The 20,045-nt window shown below is 65.5% G+C and carries 16 protein-coding genes; 8 read left to right on the forward strand and 8 right to left on the reverse strand.

Features of this window, described 5'->3' with window-relative positions; translation table 11 throughout:
• Nucleotides 1-56: 56 nt before the first annotated feature.
• The 3 genes from UNPA324_RS00310 to UNPA324_RS00320 all read right to left on the reverse strand — a co-directional run bounded on the left by UNPA324_RS00310 (nt 57) and on the right by UNPA324_RS00320 (nt 5,663).
• Nucleotides 57-3,209, reverse strand: coding sequence for a multidrug efflux RND transporter permease subunit (locus tag UNPA324_RS00310; RefSeq protein WP_141932904.1), 3,153 nt, complete (start codon nt 3,207-3,209; stop codon nt 57-59).
• 6 nt (nt 3,210-3,215) lie between these two features.
• Nucleotides 3,216-4,409 carry an efflux RND transporter periplasmic adaptor subunit gene (locus UNPA324_RS00315; RefSeq protein ID WP_141932906.1) on the reverse strand — a complete coding sequence of 398 codons (1,194 nt, stop codon included), beginning with the start codon at nt 4,407-4,409 and terminating at the stop codon, nt 3,216-3,218.
• A gap of 234 nt (nt 4,410-4,643) precedes the next feature.
• The gene (locus tag UNPA324_RS00320; RefSeq protein ID WP_141932908.1) at nt 4,644-5,663 is read right to left on the reverse strand and encodes an SAM-dependent methyltransferase; all 1,020 of its coding nucleotides are present in this window, start codon (nt 5,661-5,663) and stop codon (nt 4,644-4,646) included.
• Nucleotides 5,664-5,830: 167 nt separating this feature from the next.
• On the opposite strand from UNPA324_RS00320, the gene UNPA324_RS00325 reads away from it, so the two are divergent.
• The 4 genes from UNPA324_RS00325 (at nt 5,831) to UNPA324_RS00340 (ending at nt 8,796) form a co-directional block, all read left to right on the forward strand.
• On the forward strand, nt 5,831-6,847 hold the full coding sequence (locus UNPA324_RS00325; RefSeq protein ID WP_164936594.1) for a flagellar motor protein MotA: 1,017 nt from the start codon (nt 5,831-5,833) through the stop codon (nt 6,845-6,847).
• Between the two features lie 157 nt (nt 6,848-7,004).
• Nucleotides 7,005-8,033 carry a peptidoglycan -binding protein gene (locus UNPA324_RS00330; protein ID WP_128922111.1) on the forward strand — a complete coding sequence of 343 codons (1,029 nt, stop codon included), beginning with the start codon at nt 7,005-7,007 and terminating at the stop codon, nt 8,031-8,033.
• Nucleotides 8,033-8,479 (forward strand): GNAT family N-acetyltransferase, encoded by a 447-nt coding sequence (locus tag UNPA324_RS00335; RefSeq protein WP_128922112.1) that lies wholly within the window; start codon nt 8,033-8,035, stop codon nt 8,477-8,479. Before UNPA324_RS00330 ends, UNPA324_RS00335 begins: the two co-directional genes overlap by 1 nt.
• A gap of 110 nt (nt 8,480-8,589) precedes the next feature.
• Complete coding sequence (locus tag UNPA324_RS00340) at nt 8,590-8,796, forward strand: hypothetical protein (RefSeq protein ID WP_128922113.1); 207 nt, start codon at nt 8,590-8,592, stop codon at nt 8,794-8,796.
• A 168-nt stretch (nt 8,797-8,964) separates the two neighbouring features.
• Here UNPA324_RS00340 and UNPA324_RS00345 read toward each other — a convergent pair whose 3' ends face one another.
• Nucleotides 8,965-10,815: an ABC transporter ATP-binding protein/permease gene (locus UNPA324_RS00345; protein WP_128922114.1), complete on the reverse strand. Its 1,851-nt coding sequence runs from the start codon at nt 10,813-10,815 to the stop codon at nt 8,965-8,967.
• Between the two features lie 197 nt (nt 10,816-11,012).
• Here UNPA324_RS00345 and rpmE point away from each other — a divergent pair, with 197 nt between their 5' ends.
• Nucleotides 11,013-11,240: a 50S ribosomal protein L31 gene (gene rpmE, locus UNPA324_RS00350; protein ID WP_097659924.1), complete on the forward strand. Its 228-nt coding sequence runs from the start codon at nt 11,013-11,015 to the stop codon at nt 11,238-11,240.
• 236 nt (nt 11,241-11,476) lie between these two features.
• Here the strand turns inward: rpmE and rcdA are convergent, their stop codons facing one another.
• Nucleotides 11,477-11,986, reverse strand: a complete 510-nt coding sequence (gene rcdA / locus UNPA324_RS00355) for a protease adaptor protein RcdA (protein WP_128922115.1) — start codon at nt 11,984-11,986, stop codon at nt 11,477-11,479.
• 567 nt (nt 11,987-12,553) lie between these two features.
• A complete protein-coding gene (locus tag UNPA324_RS00365) occupies nt 12,554-12,745 on the reverse strand; it encodes a DUF1192 domain-containing protein (RefSeq protein WP_128922116.1) in 192 nt (63 codons plus the stop codon).
• A 112-nt stretch (nt 12,746-12,857) separates the two neighbouring features.
• Between UNPA324_RS00365 and UNPA324_RS00370 the strand changes: the two genes are divergently transcribed.
• Together UNPA324_RS00370 and UNPA324_RS00375 are read left to right on the forward strand one after the other, a co-directional pair.
• Nucleotides 12,858-13,856, forward strand: coding sequence for an NAD(P)H-quinone oxidoreductase (locus tag UNPA324_RS00370; protein WP_141932910.1), 999 nt, complete (start codon nt 12,858-12,860; stop codon nt 13,854-13,856).
• Between the two features lie 139 nt (nt 13,857-13,995).
• Entirely contained in the window at nt 13,996-16,872 is a 2,877-nt protein-coding gene (locus UNPA324_RS00375) for an EAL domain-containing protein (protein WP_181769242.1), read from the forward strand.
• 165 nt (nt 16,873-17,037) lie between these two features.
• Here the strand turns inward: UNPA324_RS00375 and UNPA324_RS00380 are convergent, their stop codons facing one another.
• Complete coding sequence (locus UNPA324_RS00380) at nt 17,038-17,301, reverse strand: DUF7662 domain-containing protein (RefSeq protein ID WP_164936596.1); 264 nt, start codon at nt 17,299-17,301, stop codon at nt 17,038-17,040.
• Nucleotides 17,302-17,454: 153 nt separating this feature from the next.
• Here UNPA324_RS00380 and UNPA324_RS00385 point away from each other — a divergent pair, with 153 nt between their 5' ends.
• A complete protein-coding gene (locus tag UNPA324_RS00385; protein WP_141932913.1) occupies nt 17,455-18,951 on the forward strand; it encodes a sensor domain-containing diguanylate cyclase in 1,497 nt (498 codons plus the stop codon).
• Between the two features lie 192 nt (nt 18,952-19,143).
• Here UNPA324_RS00385 and UNPA324_RS00395 read toward each other — a convergent pair whose 3' ends face one another.
• Nucleotides 19,144-20,019 carry a UTP--glucose-1-phosphate uridylyltransferase gene (locus UNPA324_RS00395; protein ID WP_128922120.1) on the reverse strand — a complete coding sequence of 292 codons (876 nt, stop codon included), beginning with the start codon at nt 20,017-20,019 and terminating at the stop codon, nt 19,144-19,146.
• Nucleotides 20,020-20,045: the final 26 nt, after the last annotated feature.

Here is a 20,045-nt window from a genome sequence, read left to right on the forward strand (position 1 = left end):
TCTGGATTGCTTCGCTTCGCTCGCAATGACGTGTGGATAGGCTCGTCGATGTCGGCCTAAGACTTCACCCGCGCCGGCGGCCCGTACGCCTCACCGTCCTTCGCCGCCGCCTTCTCCCGATCCCCGCCCAGCACGCGCTGCACCGAGACGAAGAACACCGGCACCATCAACAGCGCCAGGATCACCACGGCGATCATGCCGCCCATCACGACGCTGCCGAGCGCCTGCTGGCTGGCGCCGCCGGCGCCGTGGGCGATGGCCATCGGCAGCACGCCGCAGATGAAGGCGAGGCCGGTCATCAGGATCGGACGGAAGCGCAGGCGGCAGGCCTCGATGGTGGCTTCCACCAGCGGCTTGCCCTCTTTGCGCAGGTCCTTGGCGAACTCGATGATGAGGATCGCGTCCTTGGCAGCGAGGCCGATGATGGTGATCAGGCCGACGGTGAAATAGACGTCGTTGGGCAGGCCGCGCAGCATCGCCGCGGTCACGGCGCCGACGATACCAAGCGGCACGGTGAGCAGCACCGCGAGCGGAATGGTCCAGCTCTCGTAGAGTGCGGCCAAACACAGGAACACCACGAACACCGACAGCGCGAGCAGGAACGGCGCCTGCGAGCCGGACAGCTTTTCCTGCAGCGACTGCCCGGTCCATTCATAGCCGAAGCCGCGCGGCAAGCGGCCGGCAAGCCGCTCCATCTCGGCGATGGCATCCCCGGAGGTGAAGCCGGGCCTGGCTTCGCCGGAGATGCGCACCGCCGGGTAATAGTTGAAGCCGGCGATCTGCGTCGGCCCGCGGGCCCATTCGACCGTGGCGAAGGACGAGAACGGCACCAGCTGGCCGCGGCTGTTCTTGACGTTGTAGTTGAGGATGTCCTCGGTCCGCATGCGATCGCGGGCGCCCGCCTGCACCACGACGCGCTGCATGCGGCCGCGGTTCGGGAAGTCGTTGATGTAGTTCGAGCCGAGATTGGTCGAGATCGTGTTGTTGATGTCCTCGAAGGTGACGCCGAAGGCGCCGGCCTTCTCGCGGTCGATCACGAGATTGACCACGCCCGCCTCGGGCAGGCCCTCGATATAGACCTTCTGCAGCACCGGGCTCGCATTGGCCTCCGCGATCAGTTGGTCGGCGGCGCGCATCAATTGCTGATACCCCTTCTGGCCGCGGTCCTGGAGGCGGAACGAGAAGCCCGAGGAGTTGCCGAGATTGTCGATCGGCGGCGGCTGCAGCGCGGAGATCTTGGCGTCGCGGATCGATGACAGATCGCGGTTGATGTCGTTGACGATCGCCGCGGCGGAATCCTTCGGCCCGCGCTCCGACCAGTCCTTCAAGGTGATAAAGGCCTGCGCGGTGTTCATGCCCTGGCCGGAGAAGCTGAAGCCGGTGAGGAAGGTGACGTTGTCAACGCCGGGACGTTGCGCAAGATATTTTTCGACCTTCTCGATCACGGCCTCGGTACGGGCATAGGACGAGTCCGACGGCGTCTGCGCGTCGGTGGTGACGAAGCCCTGGTCGTCGACGGGCAGGAAGCCGCCGGGCAGACTGACGAAGGCCCAGGACAGACCAACCAGCAGCGCGGCATAGACCAGCATCAGGCGACCGGTGCGCTTCAGCGAGAAGCCGACGGTGCAGGAATAGCCTTCCTTGCCGCCGTCGAGCACGCGGTTGAACCAGCCGAACACGCCGCGTCTGGCATGACCGTGGCCGGCGGCCACGGGCTTGAGCAAGGTCGCGCACAGCGCCGGCGTCAGCGACAGCGCCAGGAAGGCGGAGAAGCCGATCGCGGCCACCATGGTCACCGAGAACTGCCGATAGATGATGCCGACCGAGCCCGGGAAGAACGCCATCGGCACGAACACCGCCATCAGCACCAGCGTGATGCCGATGATGGCACCCGAAATCTGCGACATCGCCTTGCGCGTCGCTTCCTTCGGCGGCAAGCCTTCCTCGCTCATGATGCGCTCGACGTTCTCGACCACGACGATGGCATCGTCGACGAGGATGCCGACCGCGAGCACCATGCCGAACATCGAGAGCATGTTGATGGAATAGCCGGCGAGCAGCAGCGTGGTGCAGGCGCCCAGAAGCGCCACGGGCACCACGATGGTCGGGATGATGGTATAGCGGATGTTCTGGAGAAACAGGAACATCACCACGAACACCAGCACCACGGCTTCGACCAGCGTCGTCAGCACCTTCTTGATCGAAGCCTCGACCACGGGCGTGATGTTGTAGGGAATCTCGTAGGTGATGTTGGCCGGGAAGAAGCGCGACAGCTCCTTCATCTTCTCTTCGACCGCGCTCGCGGTCGCCAGCGCGTTGCCGGTCGGCGACATCAGGACGGAGAGACCCGCGGTCGGCTTGCCGTCGAGCCGCGTGTTGAACTGGTAGCTGAGACCGCCGATCTCGATGCGCGCGACGTCGCGCAGGCGCACGGTCGAGCCGTCGGCATTGGCGCGCAGGATGATGGCGCCGAACTCGTCCGGCGAGGAGAGCTGGCCCTTGACCAGCACCAGCGCGGAGGTGCGCTGGTTCGACGTCGAGGGCTCGGCACCGATGCTGCCCGAGGCGACCTGCGCGTTCTGCGCGGCAATGGCCTTGTTGACGTCGTCGGCGGTGAGCCCATAGCCGACCAGCTTGGCCGGATCGACCCAGACGCGCAGACTGCGCTCGGTCGAGTACAGCGTGGCGCGGCCGACGCCGGGAATGCGCCGAATCTCGCCCAGCACGTTGCGGATCATGAAATCGCCAAGCCCGACCTCATCCAGGCTGCCGTCCGTCGAGTTCAGCGTGATGATCTGCAGCACCGCGCTGGAGGCTTCCTCGATCAGGATGCCCTGCTGCATCACCGCGCGCGGCAGGCGCGCCTCGACGCGCTTGATGCGATTCTGCACCTCGACCGAGGCGGCGCTGGTATCGGTGCCCGGCTGAAAGTTGGCGATGATCTCGACCTGGCCGAGCGAGTCGCTGGTCGATTCGAAGTTGAGGATGTTGGCGGCGCCGTTGAGCTCCTCCTCGATCAGCCGCGTGACGCTGTTGTAGAGGTTTTCCGGCGAGGCACCGGGATAGCTGGTCGAGATCGAGATCGAGGGCGGCGCGATGATCGGATATTGCGCGATCGGCAACAGCGGCACGGCGATCGCGCCGATCAAGCAGATGAACAGCGCGACCACCCAGGCGAAGATTGGCCTGTCGATGAAGAAACTTGCCATGGCGCGTTACCGCGCGACTTGCTGGGCGTGCCGGTTGTCGGCGGTCGCGTCAGCTTCCGACCAGGTTTGCGGCTCGACCTTGTCGCCGGCCGCGAACTTCTGGAACCCTTCGACCACGACCTTGTCGCCGGCCTTCAGGCCTTCGGTGACGAACCAGAGTCCGTCCTGCACCGATCCTGTGCGCACCGCCTGCACCGCGATGTGGTTGTCGTCCTTGACGACGAACACCTCGCTGCCGCCGCCGCCATTGCGCTGGATCGCCTGCTGCGGCACCGCGATCGCGTCGGAATCGAGACCCTGGTCGATGCGGACGCGAACATACATGCCCGGCAGCAATTCGCGCTTGGGATTGGGGAACTCGCCGCGCAGCGTCACCTGCCCGGTGTGGGCGTCGACCTTGGCATCGGAGAACAGCAGCTTGCCGTCGAGCGAATAGATGGTGTTGTCGTCGAGCACCAGGCGGACCTTGGCGGCATCGGAGGCGATGCGCTCGAGGTCGCCGGTCTCGAAAGCGCGGCGGAGCTGGTTGAGCTCGGTCACCGACTGGGTGAAGTCGGCATAGATCGGATCGAGCTGCTGGATGGTGGCGAGGTTGGTCTCGTTCTGCACCGCGAGGGCGCCTTCGCTGACGAGGGCGGCACCGACCACGCCGTCGATCGGCGCGCGCACGGTGGCGTAGTCGAGATTGAGTTTGGCCCGCGCGAGGTCGGCTTTACGGCCTTCGACCTCGGCATGGGCCTGGCGTTCGGCCGCAATCGCCTTCTCGTTCTCGGCTTCCGGGGCGGCGCGATCCTTGGTGAGGGTGGCGACACGGTGCGCCTGCTGCCTGGCCTGCATCAGCGCGGCCGCGGCCTTGGCGAGCGCAGCTTCGTTGGCCATCACCTCGACCTCGAACGGGCGCGGATCGATACGGTAGAGCGGATCGCCGGCTTTGACCTCGCTGCCCTGGCGGAACAGGCGCTCGACCACGATGCCGGACACGCGCGGCCGCACGTCGGAGACACGCGTCGGCGCGATGCGGCCCGGCAGCTCGCGCACCACGGCGCGCGGCTGCGGCTTGACGATGACGATGCTGACGTCAGGGTGGGCCGGCGGAGCGGCAGACACCGCGGAGCTGGATTCCTCGCAAGCGCCCAACAGCGGCGCTAAGGCCGCGAGCATCATTGCAACGCATGCCGATCGCGCACGAAGTCCTGACATGAAATGGGATGCCCCGATATTGTTGAAACCGATCACGCTCCGCGCGAGGCCCGTTCTGAGCCCGTTCGCACGCGGCTGATGCCGACAAAATAGAATGCACCTGCTGCGATGCAACGCATGGCACAGGCGGCTCATTGTCACACAGCGTAGGGCACTGAGTTCAGGCGGCTTTTGCCGCGTCACTTGATTGTGAGTCGGGGTTCCATGGCCGCGTGCTGCGACCGAACAGCGCAATCACTCGGCGGCTTTCATCCGATAGTGGCTGACGCCCCATTCGGTTCCACCGGCATAGCCGAACAGGCCCGATGTCGCGAGCAAGAACCAGCGCCAGCGCCGCAGCCAAAGTGCGGTCTCCTCGCCATAGACCTGGCGCAACGACGTCTCGATCGCGTCGCGATGCTTATCGAAATTGGCGAGCCAGTCGTTCGCGGTGCGCTGATAATGCGTGCCGCTCCAGCACCATTCCTTCTCGACCGTGAAGATGTCGTCGAATTGCCTGACGAGGTGATGGCTCGGCATCAGCCCGCCCGCGAAGATGTGCTGCGCAATCCAGTCGTCACGATCGAGCCGGTCGAACAGCTGCGAGCCGGAGCGATGGGTGACGATTTGCATGAAGAACCGCCCGTCGGGCGCGAGCCATGACCGCAGACGCGTCATCAGCTTGCGCCAGTTCATCATCTGCTCGAACATCTCGACCGAGACGATGCGGTCGAACCGGCCGTCGGGCGCGAACACATTCATGTCCGCGGTGACCACGCGCAGGTTCGGCAAGCCGCGCCGCTGCGCCTCGTCCTCGACATAAGCGCGCTGCGCCTGCGCGGTCGACACCGCCGTCACCTTGGCGTGCGGAAACTGCCGCGCCATCCACAGTGACAGCGAGCCCCAGCCGCAGCCGAGTTCGAGGATGGTCTGGCCATCGGCGAGACCGGCATGCTCGACGGTCTGGCGCAGCGCCTCCTCCTCCGCCTCCTGCAAGGTGGTCGCATCGGTCTTGTAGAAACAGCAGGAGTATTTGCGGCAGGGGCCGAGCACTTCGGCGAAGAACGCTGCGGGCACCTCGTCACGCCCGGCCTCGGCGTCCTCGGCGATCGGCCGCAGCATCATCCGGCCGGCGAAGGCGGCGTCAGTGGCCGCGTCATGGCTGGCGAGACGCGTTGCGGTGCGGGAGCACAGGCGCTGGATCGCGGCGCGGATCACGACGTCCGGCAGCGGCACGCGTTCGGCAGTCCCGATGATCGCGGAAACGACGCTCATGCGCCCCCCGAATGGCGAACTTCTGCAGATACCGGCTTATCAAAGCGCCGCTTCGGGCCGGGGTTCCCCGAGCCATCCCCGAAATCGGCGCATCCGGCGCTTTTTTTGGGCTGGCGCTGTGCCATAGTGCGCACCGCAATCAAGCTTCGTAATGGATGATACCGGCCATGCCGTCAGGCAAATCGCCCCGCTCCACCATGGATATCGAGTACACCAAACTGTCCTCGCCCAGCGTCTTCCTGGTGCGGATGCTGGTCTTCCTGGTGTTGTGCACACTGGTGGGCGTGGTGCTCTACAAACAGATCATCCAGGCCTTCTTCGCCAATCCCGGGCTCAATGCCCTGATCGGAGGGGTGCTGTTCATCGGCATCGTGCTGGCCTTCCGCCAGGTCATCCGGCTCTACCCCGAGGTCTCCTGGGTCAACAATTTCCGCATCGCCGATCCCGGCCTGGCGCCGGCCCGGCACCCGAAACTGCTGGCACCGATGGCGGCGATCCTCGGCGGCGAGCGGTCCGGGCGGATGACCATCACCCAGACCACCATGCGGCATCTGCTCGATTCGATCGCGACCCGCCTGGATGAAGCCCGCGACATCTCGCGCTACATGACCGGCCTGTTGGTCTTCCTCGGCCTGCTCGGCACCTTCTGGGGCCTGATCGAGACGGTCGGCTCGGTCGGCAAGGTGATCGACGGGCTCAAGGTCGGCGGCGATGCCGGCTCCCTGTTCGACACCCTGAAGGAGGGCCTCGCCGCCCCGCTCGGCGGCATGGGCATCTCGTTCTCGAGCTCGCTGTTCGGCCTCGCCGGCTCGCTGATCCTCGGCTTCCTCGACCTGCAATCGAGCCAGGCGCAGAACCGCTTCTACACCGACCTTGAAGACTGGCTGGCCACCACGGTGCGCGAATATGGCAGCGGCGACGTGGCCGTTGCGGCGGGCGGCGGGGTCGCCAGCGGCGAGCTCCAGGCCGCGGTCGAACGGCTGCGCTCGGTGCTCGAGGAAGGCGGCACCAGCCGCGGCACCACGGCGGCGATGGCGAGCCTTGCCGAAGCGATCCAGGCGCTGGTCTCGCACATGCGCACCGAGCAGCAGATGATCCGCGAATGGGCCGACGGCCAGGGCGAACAGAACCGGGAGATCCGGCGCCTCTTGGAGCGCCTCGCCCGCCAGCCGGAGAAGAGCTGAAGATAGAAACGGAGGTCTTGTGCCCCGGACGCGATGCAGCACGAAGTGATGCGTCGCCGAGCCGGGGCCCAGTGTCAGGGACGATATGGGTCCCGGCTCTGCGCAGCAGCGTTGCACGCTGCAGCGCGTCCGGGACACGAAAGTGGAGACGGACAACATGGCTTTAGCGCGCGGCCGCCGCAGCGAAGGCGCCTTCAACTACTGGCCCGGCTTCGTCGACGCGTTGTCGACGCTGGTGCTCTCGATCGTGTTCCTGCTGTCGGTGTTCCTGGTGGTGCAGTTCTTCCTGTCGCAGGAGGTCACCGGCAAGGACAAGGCGCTGGAGCAGCTCAACGCCAAGATCGCCCAGCTCAACGAGCTGTTGTCGCTGGAGAAGCTCGGCAAGCTCACGCTCGACGACCAGGTCTCGCAGCTGAGGGCCGGCCTCGCCTCGGCCGAGAGCGAGCGCGACCGCATCAAGGGCCTCTATGAGGGCTTAGCTGCCGCCGGCAATGACGCGCAAGGCAAGACCTCCGAGCTCGGCAAGGCGCTGGATTCGGAGAAGGCGGTCTCGGCGCGGGCACTTGCGCAGATCGAGGTTCTGAACCAGCAGATCAGCGCTTTGCGCCGGCAGTTGGCCGCGCTGGAAGAGGCGCTCGACGCCTCCGAGAAGCGCGACAAGGAATCGCAGAACCGCATTGCGGATCTGGGGTCTCGCTTGAATGTCGCCTTGGCGCAGCGCGTGCAGGAATTGTCGCGCTATCGCTCCGAATTCTTCGGCCGCCTGCGCGCCATCCTCGGCAACCGGCCGGACATTCGCATCGTCGGCGACCGCTTCGTGTTCCAGTCCGAAGTGTTCTTCGACACCGGACAGGCGACGCTGCTGCCCGAGGGCCGTGCCGAGCTCGACACGCTCGCGACCGCGCTGATCGAGCTCGACAAGAAGATCCCGAGCGAGATTCCCTGGGTGCTGCGTGTCGACGGCCATACCGACATACGCCCGGTCAACGGCCCGAACTTCAAGTCGAACTGGGACTTGTCCGCGGCACGCTCGATCTCGGTGGTGCAATATCTGATCTCGCTCGGCGTGCCCGCGCAGCGCCTCGTCGCGGCCGGCTTCGGCGAATTCCAGCCGCTCGATCCCGGCAACACGGAAGAGGCCTTCAAACGCAACCGCCGCATCGAGCTGAAGCTGACGGAGCGGTAGTGAGCGCGATCCACCTCCGCCCCTATCGGCCCGAGGACGACGCCGCCGCGATCGACCTCTGGCATCGCAGCTGGCAGCAGGCCTATCCGCAGATCGACTTCGCGGCCCGTCTGGAATGGTGGCGCGAGCGCTGGCGCAAGGACCTGGTGCCCAAAGCCTCGATCGTGGTGGCGGAACAGGACGGCGCGCTGACCGGCTTCGTCACCATCGACGGCGAAGGCTATCTCGACCAGCTCGTGGTCGATCCCGCGCATTGGGGCTCGGAGGCCGCGCGGTTGCTCGTCGATGAAGCCAAGCGCTTGTCACCCTCAGGCGTGACGCTGCTGGTCAACAAGGACAATGCCCGCGCCATCCGATTCTACGAGCGCAACGGCTTTGCCCATGCCGGCGACGACGTGAACCCGACCTCGGGCCGGCCGGTGCTGAAGATGGCATGGAAGGTCTGATCTTGGCGGCCGTAATTCTGGCGGGCGTGAGGCCCATCACGCCGGGATCCAGGGACGTGCGTTAATCGTTGCAGCGACAGCAGCGAAGACAAATGGGACGGAGACGGTCGATGAATCTGCGCGATTTCGCGAAGGGCTCCTCGGTCTTCCTGGGCGTCATCGTCGCCGGCTATGTGTCAACGAGCTATGTCGACCAGCGCTTTGCCTCGCAGCTCGATACGAGTGGCCCTGCCCCGTCGGCCTGCGTCGGCGAGGACGGCAGCTGGAAGAACTGGCCGTGGCCGAACGTGCCGGCGCTCTCGCCGAAGTGCCGGTAAGGTGCGAAGCTCCCTCCACACGTCATTGCGAGGAGCTCTTGCGACGAAGCAATCCAGACTGCCTCAGCGGAAAGACTCTGGATTGCTTCGCTACGCTCGCAATGACGAGACAGTGGGACGTGCTCGCGACACTCTCATTGTCGCGACTTTGGCAACGTTCCGAACGTCTCACGCCCCCTCGAACTGCAGCCTCGCCAGCCGCGCATAAAGTCCGTTCGCGGCGACGAGCTCGGCATGCGTGCCCTGCTCGACGATCTTGCCCTGGTCCATCACCAGGATGCGGTCGCAGGACAGCACGGTGGCGAGGCGATGCGCGATCACGAGCGTGGTGCGGTGGCGCATCAGCTCTTCCAGCGCGGTCTGCACCAGGGTCTCGCTCTCCGCATCGAGCGCGGAGGTGGCTTCATCGAGCAGCAGGAGCGGCGCATCGCGCAGGATGGCGCGCGCGATCGCGATACGCTGGCGCTGGCCGCCTGATAGCGTCACGCCGCGCTCGCCGAGCGGGGTGTCGAAACCTTCGGGCAGGCGGCGGATGAATTCGGCGGCATGCGCGAGCTCGGCGGCACGTTCGACCTCGGCGTCGGTCGCGTCGGGCCGGCCGAAGCGGATATTCTCGCGGGCACTCGCGGCGAACACGTTGGATTCCTGCGGCACCAGCGCGATGCGGGCGCGGAAGTCCCTGGGATCGGCGGATTTGACCGGCACGCCGTCGAGCGAGATCGCGCCGCTGCGCGGGTCGTAGAAGCGCAGCAACAGGTGAAAGATCGTGCTCTTGCCGGCGCCGGACGGACCGACGATCGCGACCTTCTCGCCGGGGCGCACGGTGAACGACACGGCATCGAGCACGTTGACGTCGCGCCGCGCCGGATAGGCAAAGCTGACCTGATCGAAGCCGACCTCGCCGCGTGCCGGCACCGGCAGCGCGCGCGCCGACACAGGCGCCTGGATGTCGGGCTTCACATGCAGGATCTCGAACAGGCGCTCGGCCGCGCCTGATGCCGCCGAGACCTCGCCCCAGACCTCGCTGAGCTGGCCGAGGCCCGCTGCGGCGAACACCGCATACAGCACGAACTGACCGAGCCGGCCCGGCGAAATCGCGCCGGTGAGCACGTCATGCGAGCCGATCCAGAGGATCGCGACCACGCTGGCGAACACGATGAAGATGATGATGGCCGTGAGCACGGCGCGCGCCTGGGTCGAAGTGCGTGCGGCCTCGTAGGCCTGCTCGACCTCGCCGCCGAAACGCTTCTCGGCGAACCCTTCGCTGGTATAGGCCTGCACGGTACGAATCGCGCCGACCAGCTCGCCCGCATAGGCCGAGGCCTCGGCGAGCGTGTCCTGCGCATTGCGCGACAGACGCCGTACCCAGCGCCCGAAGGCGACCAGCGGCAGCACGATCAAGGGGATCGCCAGCAGCACGAAGCCCGACAGCTTCGGGCTCGTGATCACCATCATCGCCGTGGCGCCCAGGAACATCATCAGATTGCGCAGCGCGATCGACACGGAGGCGCCGACGGCCGATTTGAGCTGGGTGGTGTCGGCGGTGAGCCGCGAGATCAGTTCGCCGCTGCGTGCGGAATCGAAGAAGGCGGGGGACAGCGAGAGCAGATGAGCGAAGACGTCGCGCCTGAGGTCGGCAACGATGCGCTCGCCGATCGTCATCACGAGGTAGTAGCGCGCTGCGCTGGCGAGCGCGAGCACGCCGACCACCGCGAGCATGACCGAGAAGTAGCTGTTGATCAGCTCGATGCCTTCGGGCGTCAGGCCGAAATCGATCATCCGGCGCACCGCGACGGGCACCAATAGCGTGGTCAGTGCCGCGACCGTGAGTGCGACGAAGGCCAGCGCCGCCCGGCCCCGGTAGCGGCTGACATAGGGCGCCAGCGCGAGCAGCGGCCGCAGCTTGGCGCGACCCTTGGCCGGCTCTTCCATTAGCTCCGCTTCGATCGAGGGGGTGTCCACGACGTTCATTCCGGGCTGATCGACATATTGGTCATCAAGCCGTTCCACTGCGCTCATGAGATCTGGCCCATTGCATTCGTTTGCTCCCAATAGGCCGGTGCAAGAGTAGTGGCAAATCCGGGATGTCCCTTAGGGGCAAACCCGGTTCAGGCCCGCAAGCCCGCTTGTTTTGCCTGATATCGTGCGGTATAGAGCCGGCCAAATCCGTCATTCGCGAGCCACCAGAACAGGCGCCGGGCGCCGAGGAATTTGCCATGAAAGCCGAAATTCATCCGGATTATCATACGATTAAGGTCGTGATGACCGACGGAACCGAGTACCTGACCCGCTCGACCTGGGGCAAGGAAGGCGACACGCTGAACCTCGACATCGACCCGAAATCGCACCCGGCCTGGACCGGCGGCTCCCAGCAGCTGATGGACCGCGGCGGCCGCGTCTCGCGCTTCCAGAAGAAGTTTTCGGGCTTCCTCAAAAAGGATTGATCCGGCCCGCGAGGCTGGACACGAAAAACGCCCCCGGGAGAGCCGGGGGCGTTTTTGTTTTGGGGAGCTGTCGTCGACCATATCCGTCATCCTGGAGCGCGAGCGGCGCGATGCAAAACATCGCGCCGGGAGCCTCGAAGGATGAACGGCCGAGATGCAGCCGGGCCGTCGCCCTTCGAGGGCCGCTGAAGAAGCGGCCGCCTCAGGGTGACGGTTCAATAGCAAGACGATGGAAATTACCGTTCGAACGCGGCCTTCAGCGCGTTGAGGTGCGGCACCAGCGGATTGCCGATCGCGACGTGCTCGGCCGGCGGAGTGTGGATGGTGGTGTCGAGGCGGCGCACGCGGGTCTGCAGGCTCATCGAGCGATGGATCAGGTCCTGGAGCTGCGAGGGCAGCTTCTCGATGGTGTCGGTGGGGCCAGGATCGGCGGCGCTGAGCTTGACCTTGGTCTTCTCGCGATTGGCCTGGCTCAGCGTCATCTCGCCTTCCTTCACCGCGCGGTGAAGCAGCAGCCACGAGGCGAGCTGCATCAGGCGGGTGGTGAGACGCATGCTCTCGGTCGCGTAGGTGAGGCTGACGGCACGGTCGAGCGCCTTGGCCTCGGTGCGGCCGGCGCCGTCGAGATAGGCGGCGGTCTCTTCGACGAGGTCCATGCCCTCGCGGAACAGGACGCCGAACGCCGCAGAATTGGTGAACCGCTCGCTGAGTTGAACGAGAGCGCCGTCGGCCTGCAAACGTTCCATGGTTAACGCCTCTTACGCAACTGTTTGACTGCCCGGCTTTGGCGCCGGCTTATGATGAACAAATCATTGCGCGGGCGGGACGCGGAGTCCAGTGACAAGCGCGGATATGGTTTCCGCGGGTCATTCCCAGGAATTCAACCGCAACGAGATGCAAACACGCAAAAAAGAGCCGCCGGAAGACCGGCGGCTTTGAAAGTTGATAACAGGGAGGCGTCAAACAGAGTGGACAGGAGCCACTCGGTGTCCAAACGAGGACGGTTCCAGTCATAATCCCGAAAGCTTAATCTGGAGTAAACGAGCTAATTTTTTGAGGGTTCGTTAGCCATATCGGCCAGTGGCCGAGTGCGGTGCGGAACAAGAGTTGGCGGTCACCCAACGCAGCGACACGCTCCGCCGTCGTCCCGGACAAGCGAAGCGCAGATCCGGGACCCATAGCCACCGGCGGATGTGGTAACGGGGACTCGGAGTTGCCGGCCTCGCGCAACGACCTCGTCCTGAGAGTATGGGTCCCGGCTCTGCGCGCGTGGGGCGCGCTTGTCCGGGACCACGGCTGTTGTGTGGCGGCTACTACTTCTTGAAGAAATGATCCGCCGCGTCGCGCGAGGCGCGCTTCTTGGCGGCGGCTTCTTCCAGTCTTGCGATCTCGGTCTTGAGCAGCAAGACGCGCTCGGTCAGTTCCTCCACCGACAACAGTGAGAGATCCTGTCCGATTTCATGACTGATCTTCTTGCGCGGGCGGTCGTCGTCTTCCGTCGCCATTCTCGTTCCTCCCAAAGTTCGCGCGGGCACAATGCCGAGGCGGTTGCCAGCCTGGATCGCGCTGGCTAAGCAAGGGGCTCGTTCATTCCGCACCTTCACCCAAGGACACATCATGGACAAGCTGCCCGCACAAATGACCGTGGTCGCCATCTCCAAGCCCGGCGGACCGGAGGTGCTGGTCCCGGAACAGCGCAGCATTCCGCAGCCCGGCCCCGACGAGATCCTGGTCAAGGTGATGGCTGCCGGCGTCAACCGGCCCGACGTCGCGCAGCGCTCCGGCGCCTATCCGCCGCCGCCCGGCGCCAGCGACCTGCCTGGCCTCGAGATCGCCGGTGAGGTGGTCGCGGTCGGCAGCAACGCCAAGCGGCACAAGGTCGGAGACAAGGTGATGTCGCTTGTCGCCGGCGGCGGCTATGCGCAGTACTGCATCGCCCAGGACGCCCAGGCGATGAGCGTGCCGCCGGCGCTGTCGATCAAGGAAGCCGGCGCGTTGCCGGAAACCCTGATGACGGTGTGGCACAATGTGTTCGAGCGCGGTGGCCTCAAGGCCGGCGAGACGCTGCTGATCCATGGCGGCTCCTCCGGCATCGGCACCATGGCGATCCAGCTCGCGAAGGCGGTCGGCGCAAAAGTGTTCGTCACCGTGGGATCGCAGGACAAGATCGACGCCTGCCTCAAGTTAGGCGCCGACCGCGCCATCAACTACCGGAACGAGGACTTCGTCGCCGTGGTCAAGGAAGAGACCAACAAGGAAGGCGTCAATTTGATCCTCGACATGGTCGCCGGCGAGTATGTCGATCGCAACTACGATGCCGCCGCCGTCGACGGCCGGATCGTGCAGATCGCAACGCTCAACGGGCCCAAGGTCAGCGTCAACATCGCCAAGGTGATGGTCAAGCGCCTCACCCATACCGGCTCGACCCTGCGCCCCCGTACTAATGCGGACAAGGCGGCGATGGTGGCCGCAATCGAGCAGAAAGTGATGCCACTTTTGCGCGAAGGCCGCGTCAAACCGCTGATGGACAGCACTTTCCCGCTGGAAAAGGCAGCCGATGCGCACCGGCGCATGGAGACGAGCGCACATATTGGCAAAATTGTGTTGGAGGTGTAGGCCGCCGGCCCACAGGGCAAGGCGGAAACCCTTTGATTTTCCTCGCTTTCGTGGCATCTATCGCGGCGCACCGAACCACATCGGTTCGGTCTGAAATCGTCTTTTACTCAGAGTTTGCGTCGAACGCGGAGAACTGACCTTGCGTCTGATCAGGTGCCTCGCGCCCATCGCGCTGGGCCTCATGATTCTCGTCGCCGCGTATCCCGCGCGCGCGCTCGACGCCGTCAGCGTCCGCAGTGACGCGCCCGCGATCGACCTCACCGGCGTGCTCGAGCACCAGCGCAGCGACGCCGATCGCATCCAGGTCTCCACCGCGCCCGGTACCGACGGCATCGTCCGCCGCATCGAGGTGCGCGCCCGCGAGGGCGGCCAGAACTGGGTGGTGTTCGCGCTCGCCAACAACACCGACGACCAGCTCGACCGCCTGATCGTCGCCCCGCATTACCGCATCGTCTCCTCAGGGCTGTTGTGGCCCGACCTCGGCCTGTCGCGCATCGCGACCATCACGCCCTCGACCGGCGACCGGCCGGAGCGGCAGGAAAGCCCGACTGCCGACGTCTTCCGCGTCACGCTCGACCCCGGCGCCGTGATCACCTTCGTGGCGGAGCTGCGCACCGACAAGCTGCCGCAGCTCTATCTGTGGGAGCCGGAAGCCTACAAGGACAAGGTCAACTCGTTCACGCTGTACCAGGGCATCGTGATCGGCATCTCAGGCCTGCTCGCGTTGGTGCTGACCATTCTGTTCGTGGTCAAGGGCAGCATCATGTTCCCGGCCGCCGCGGCGCTGGCCTGGGCGGTGCTGGTCTATATCGGCGTCGATTTCGGCTTCTGGGCCAAGGTGCTCGACATGTCGAACAACGCCGAGCGCATCTGGCGCGCGGCGGGTGAGGCGATCCTGGCGGCCACGCTGCTGGTGTTCCTGTTCGCCTATCTCAACCTCAGTCGATGGCATGTGCGCTATTCGCACATCACGGTGGGCTGGCTCGCGTTCCTGGGGTCCTTGGTCGCGCTCGCGCTGTTCGATCCGGCGGTGGCCTCCGGCATCGCGCGCATCTCGCTGGTGCTGATCGCCTTCGCCGGCTTTGGGCTGATCGTCTATCTCTCCACCCATGGCTTCGACCGCGCCGTGCTGCTGATCCCGACCTGGTTCCTCCTTGTGGTCTGGGTGGTCGCGGCCGGCATGACGGTCGCCGGCTCCGTCACCAACGACATCGTCGGCCCTGCCCTGCTCGGCGGCCTCGTGCTGATCGTGATGCTGATCGGCTTCACGGTGATGCAGCACGCCTTTGCCGGCGGCGGCGCCAGCACGGGCGTCGTCTCCGACATCGAGCGGCGCGCGCTGGCGCTGGCCGGTTCGGGCGATCTGATCTGGGACTGGGACGTCTCCGCCGACAAGGTTTTCACCAGCCCCGAGACCGAGGCCCTGCTCGGCCTCAAGCGCGGCACGCTGGAAGGCCCGGCCGCTTCCTGGCTCGAAGTGCTGCATCCGCTCGACCAGGACCGATTCCGCGCCGCGCTCGACAGCGTGCTCGACCAACGCCGCGGCCGCCTGGTGCAGGATTTCCGCCTGCGCACCCCCGACGGCCATTTCATGTGGTTCGCGCTGAAGGCGCGCCCGGTGGTCGGCTCGGACGGCGAGGTCTCGCGCGTCGTCGGTACGCTCACCGACGTCACCGAGCTGCGCAATGCCGAGGAACGGCTGCTGCACGATTCCGTGCACGACAATCTCACCGGCCTGCCCAACCGCAAACTGTTCATGGACCGGCTCGGTGCGGTCGCGCATTTCGCCAAGACCATGCCGACGCTGCGGCCGACGCTGATGGTGATCGATCTCGACCGCTTCAAGCAGGTCAACGATTCCGTCGGCATTGCGGTCGGCGATTCCATCCTGCTGACGCTGGCCCGCCGCCTCACCCGCATCCTGAAGCCGCAGGACACGCTGGCCCGCATGGCCGGCGATCAGTTCGGCCTGATCCTGCTGTCGGAGCAGGACCCCGCCCGCATCACTGCCTTCGCCGAAACCATCCGCAAGACCATCCGCGCGCCGATCGCCTTCAACGACCGCGAGATCTTCCTCACGGCGTCGATCGGCCTCGCGCTCTCCGATCCGCAAACCCAATTGACGGACGAGATCATCAAGGACGCAGAGCTTGCGATGTATCACTCCAAGCGCATCGGCGGCGACCGCATCGACGTCTACAAGCCGGCGATGCGGGCACGGAAGACCGATCGCCTGACGCTGGAGAGCGAGCTGCGCCGCGCCATCGAGCGCCAGGAGCTGACGATCCTGTACCAGCCGATCGTGCGGCTGGAGGATCGTTCGGTCGCCGGCTTCGAAGCGCTGGTGCGCTGGGATCATCCGAAGCTCGGACGCATGGCGCCGTCGGAATTCATCAGCATCGCGGAAGAGACCGGCCTGATCGTCGACCTCGGCATGTTCGTGCTCGACCAGACCGCAAAACAGCTTTCGGTGTGGCAGCGCGCGATGCGCTCGCGCGAGCCGATCTTTGCTTCCGTCAACGTCTCGTCCCGGCAATTGCTGCGCCACGATCTGATCCACGACATCCGCACCGTGCTGTCGCGCTCCTCGGTGGCGCGCGGCACGCTCAAGCTCGAACTGACGGAATCGCTGGTGATGGAGAATCCGGAGCATGCGGCGCAGATGCTGACGCGGATCCGCGAGCTCGGCACCGGGCTCTCGCTCGACGATTTCGGCACCGGCCATTCCTCGCTGGCCTATCTGCAGCGCTTCCCGTTCGACACCATCAAGATCGACCAGTCCTTCGTGCGCACCACCAACCGCGGCACCCGGCCGGTGATCCTGAAGTCGATCATCGCGCTCGCGCACGATCTCGGCATGGATGTGGTGGCCGAAGGCGCCGAGACCGATTCCGACGCGGTCGAGCTCTACCAGATGGGCTGCGAATACGCGCAAGGCTTCGCCTTCGGCGAGCCGATGGACGCCGATGCCGCGATGCGGCTGCTCACCGAAGTGCGGCTCGAAGCGGCGAGCTGATCACGAGCTCGGACCCGTAGGGTGGGCAAAGGCGCGCTTGCGCCGTGCCCACCGTTTTTCCTCGCATGCCGCTCCAGCTAGTCGTGGGCACGCTTCGCTTTGCCCACCCTACGATACTGTTGGATGTGGAGCGACCTGCACCCGCCTGATCGCGTGCCGCACGCGCTACCGCCGCCGCTCGCTCTTCTGCTTCCTGAACCGCACGCTTGCTCCGTCCGGCATTCGTGTCGCGACGAAGCCCGCGGCGAGGCAGGCTTCGCGCTGCGGCATCTGGATGTCGGGGCTGCGCAGGCTGTCCCACCACGAGGCACGATTGGCCGCGCGCGGCAGGGCCGCGCCGATGATCTCCTCGATCTGCTCGAAGCTCAGCACCAACTCATCCTGCTTCTGCCGCAGCAGATAGTCGCGCAATGCGTCGTAGTCGTTCACAATCGTCCTCTTGTCCAAAACCGGCTCTGCTCCCACGAGGTCTGCCCAAAACCGTGAGCTGCGTAAACCGATTCTTAACTCACTGCGGCAGCGCCGTCCTGCTTTAAACATCGCTCAAGCTTTCGGGCGCATCCACTATGTCGGGAGCAAGCGATGTTATCTGGATGGCGCGACCTCACGGCCGCCCGGCCGTGGCGGATTTCGGCGAGACTGCTGATCATCTCGTCCGTGGTGACGGTGATCGGCTTTTCCGCCATTTGCGTCAACGTCATGCTCGACATGCGCCGGGGCGAGGAGGCGCTCGCCCGCCAGACGCTGGAGAACCTCGCGACGACCATCCAGTCCGACGTCAGCCGCAATGTCGAAATCTACGATTTGTCGCTGAAGGCGGTCGCCAGCAACATGCTGCTGCCAGAGCTGACGACGGTGTCGAAGCCGATCCGCCACCTGATCCTGTTCGACCATGCGACGACGGCAAGGCATTTCGGCGCCATCCAGGTATTCGATGCCGAGGGCCAGCTGACCATCGACGCCTCCACGCTCGATCCGCTCCCCGAGAACCGCAGCGAGGAGGATTACTTCAAGGTCCACCGCGACAATCCCGACATCGGGCTGTTCATCAGCCGCCCGATGCTGTTCCGCGGCGCCTACGCGATCGTGCTGAGCCGGCGCATCAGCGACACCGACGGCGGCTTCATGGGCGTCGTCGCCGGCTCGATCCGCTTCAGTTATTTCCACGAATTGTTCGAGCAGCTCAACCTCGACCCCGAAGACACCATCACCGTCCTCAGACGCGACCGCACCATCATGATGCGGCGGCCCTTCGATCTCGACATCATCGGCACCAACCTGAACGACCGCCGGGCCTGGAAGGCCGACAATCTCCCGATCGGCGCCGCCTATTCGGGACAGGGCCCGGTCGACCAGACGCCGCGGCTCTACGTCCGCAGCGGCGACAGCGGACCGCTGTTCGTGGTGGCGGGCAAACCCCTGGCCGCCGTATTCGCGCTTTGGCGGAAGGAGGCGTTCCGCATCGGCGCCGTGGTGCTGGCGCTCGCGCTGTTCGTGCTGGGATCGACGCTGGTGCTGGCGCGCGAAATCGGCCGGCGCGCCGAGGCCGAGCGCAAGCTGGAGGAGATGGCGACGACCGACGCGCTCACCGGCCTGAAGAACCGCCGCAAGTTCGATACCGTCATCGACGTCGAATGGCGGCGCGCGATGCGGCAGAAGGCGCCGATCGCGCTGGTGATGATCGATGCCGATCACTTCAAGGCCTACAACGATACGTTCGGCCATCAGGCGGGCGACCAGGTGCTGGTCGGCATCGCCATCTGCATTTCCGATTCGGTGAGCCGGGCCGGCGACTGTGCCGCGCGCTATGGCGGCGAGGAATTCGCCGTGCTGCTGCCGAACACTTCGGCCGTCGACGCCTTCAAGGTCGCCGAGGCGATCCGCAACAAGGTGCAGGGCTGGTCCGATGAGCAGGTGATTTTGACGGTGTCCTGCGGCGTCGCCAGCCTCGTTCCCACCGCCGGCATGGACTGGCCGATCCTGGTCGCCGCCGCCGACAAGGCGCTCTATGCCGCCAAGGCCGGCGGCCGCAACCAGTCGGTGGTTGCGAGCCTGCCGCAGCTGTCGCTGGTGGCGTGAGCCAGGGTGATCGTCATAAATAGGCGGTGACGCGCGCTACACCACAGGTGTCGTCCCTGCGCACGCAGGGACCCATAACCACAGGGAAGAGTTTGGCGAAGACTCATCGTTCGGTACTGCTACCGAACGCAATCGACAGATCACGCGGTATGGGTCCCTGCGTGCGCAGGGACGACACCGAATATTGGCGCGCTAGTGCCCCAGATACTTCTTCATCTCCGCGATCAGGCCGTCGCGCAGCTCCGGGCGCTTCAGGCCGTAGGCGATGTTGGCGCGCAGGAAGCCGGGCTTGGAGCCGCAATCGTGGCGCTCGCCCTCGAACTCGACGCCGTAGAACTTCTGCGATTTGGAAAGGCCGATCATGGCGTCGGTGAGCTGGATCTCGCCGCCGGCGCCGCGCTCCTGCGTCTCAAGAATCTTGAAGATCTCCGGCTGCAGGATGTAGCGGCCGGTGATCGAGAGGTTGGAGGGCGCGGTGCCCTTGGCCGGCTTCTCGACCATGCCGTCGACCTCGAACATCTTGCCGCTGCGCTTGCCGACGCCGCAGATGCCGTATTGATGGGTGAGATGGTCGGGCACCGCCTCGACGGCGATCAGATTGGATTTCTCGCCGAGCGATGATGCCATCTCGATCATCTGCTTGAGGCAGCCCGGCGTGTTGAGCACGAGCTCGTCGGGCAGCACGACAGCGAACGGCTCGTTGCCGACGATGTCCCGCGCGCACCAGACCGCGTGACCCAGGCCGAGCGGTGCCTGCTGGCGGGTGAAGCTGACGGCGCCCGCTTCGGGCTGGTTCTGCGCCAGGATGTCCTGCTCGGCCTTCTTGCCGCGCGCCGCAAGCGTCGCGTCGAGCTCGAACATCCGGTCGAAATGATCTTCGATGACGTTCTTGTTGCGGCCGGTGACGAAGACGAAGTGCTCGATGCCGGCCTCCCTCGCCTCGTCATAGACGTACTGGATCAGCGGCTTGTCGACGATGGTCAGCATTTCCTTCGGCATCGCCTTGGTGGCGGGCAGGACACGGGTGCCGAGGCCGGCGACGGGGAATACGGCTTTGCGAATTTTCATGTGATTGATCGAATACCTGGGGGCAG

The organism is Bradyrhizobium sp. UNPA324 (assembly GCF_006658635.1).
In the GTDB taxonomy this organism is placed as follows: domain Bacteria; phylum Pseudomonadota; class Alphaproteobacteria; order Rhizobiales; family Xanthobacteraceae; genus Bradyrhizobium; species Bradyrhizobium nanningense.

What these genes read in the sequence shown, in the direction of transcription:
- UNPA324_RS00310 (WP_141932904.1), bottom strand. Translation starts at nt 3,209, where the DNA reads ATGGCAAGTTTCTTCATCGACAGGCCAATCTTCGCCTGGGTGGTCGCG.
- UNPA324_RS00315 (WP_141932906.1), bottom strand. Translation starts at nt 4,409, where the DNA reads ATGTCAGGACTTCGTGCGCGATCGGCATGCGTTGCAATGATGCTCGCG.
- UNPA324_RS00320 (WP_141932908.1), bottom strand. Translation starts at nt 5,663, where the DNA reads ATGAGCGTCGTTTCCGCGATCATCGGGACTGCCGAACGCGTGCCGCTG.
- UNPA324_RS00325 (WP_164936594.1), top strand. Translation starts at nt 5,831, where the DNA reads ATGCCGTCAGGCAAATCGCCCCGCTCCACCATGGATATCGAGTACACC.
- UNPA324_RS00330 (WP_128922111.1), top strand. Translation starts at nt 7,005, where the DNA reads ATGGCTTTAGCGCGCGGCCGCCGCAGCGAAGGCGCCTTCAACTACTGG.
- UNPA324_RS00340 (WP_128922113.1), top strand. Translation starts at nt 8,590, where the DNA reads ATGAATCTGCGCGATTTCGCGAAGGGCTCCTCGGTCTTCCTGGGCGTC.
- UNPA324_RS00345 (WP_128922114.1), bottom strand. Translation starts at nt 10,815, where the DNA reads ATGAGCGCAGTGGAACGGCTTGATGACCAATATGTCGATCAGCCCGGA.
- rpmE (WP_097659924.1), top strand. Translation starts at nt 11,013, where the DNA reads ATGAAAGCCGAAATTCATCCGGATTATCATACGATTAAGGTCGTGATG.
- rcdA (WP_128922115.1), bottom strand. Translation starts at nt 11,986, where the DNA reads ATGGAACGTTTGCAGGCCGACGGCGCTCTCGTTCAACTCAGCGAGCGG.
- UNPA324_RS00365 (WP_128922116.1), bottom strand. Translation starts at nt 12,745, where the DNA reads ATGGCGACGGAAGACGACGACCGCCCGCGCAAGAAGATCAGTCATGAA.
- UNPA324_RS00370 (WP_141932910.1), top strand. Translation starts at nt 12,858, where the DNA reads ATGGACAAGCTGCCCGCACAAATGACCGTGGTCGCCATCTCCAAGCCC.
- UNPA324_RS00385 (WP_141932913.1), top strand. Translation starts at nt 17,455, where the DNA reads ATGTTATCTGGATGGCGCGACCTCACGGCCGCCCGGCCGTGGCGGATT.
- UNPA324_RS00395 (WP_128922120.1), bottom strand. Translation starts at nt 20,019, where the DNA reads ATGAAAATTCGCAAAGCCGTATTCCCCGTCGCCGGCCTCGGCACCCGT.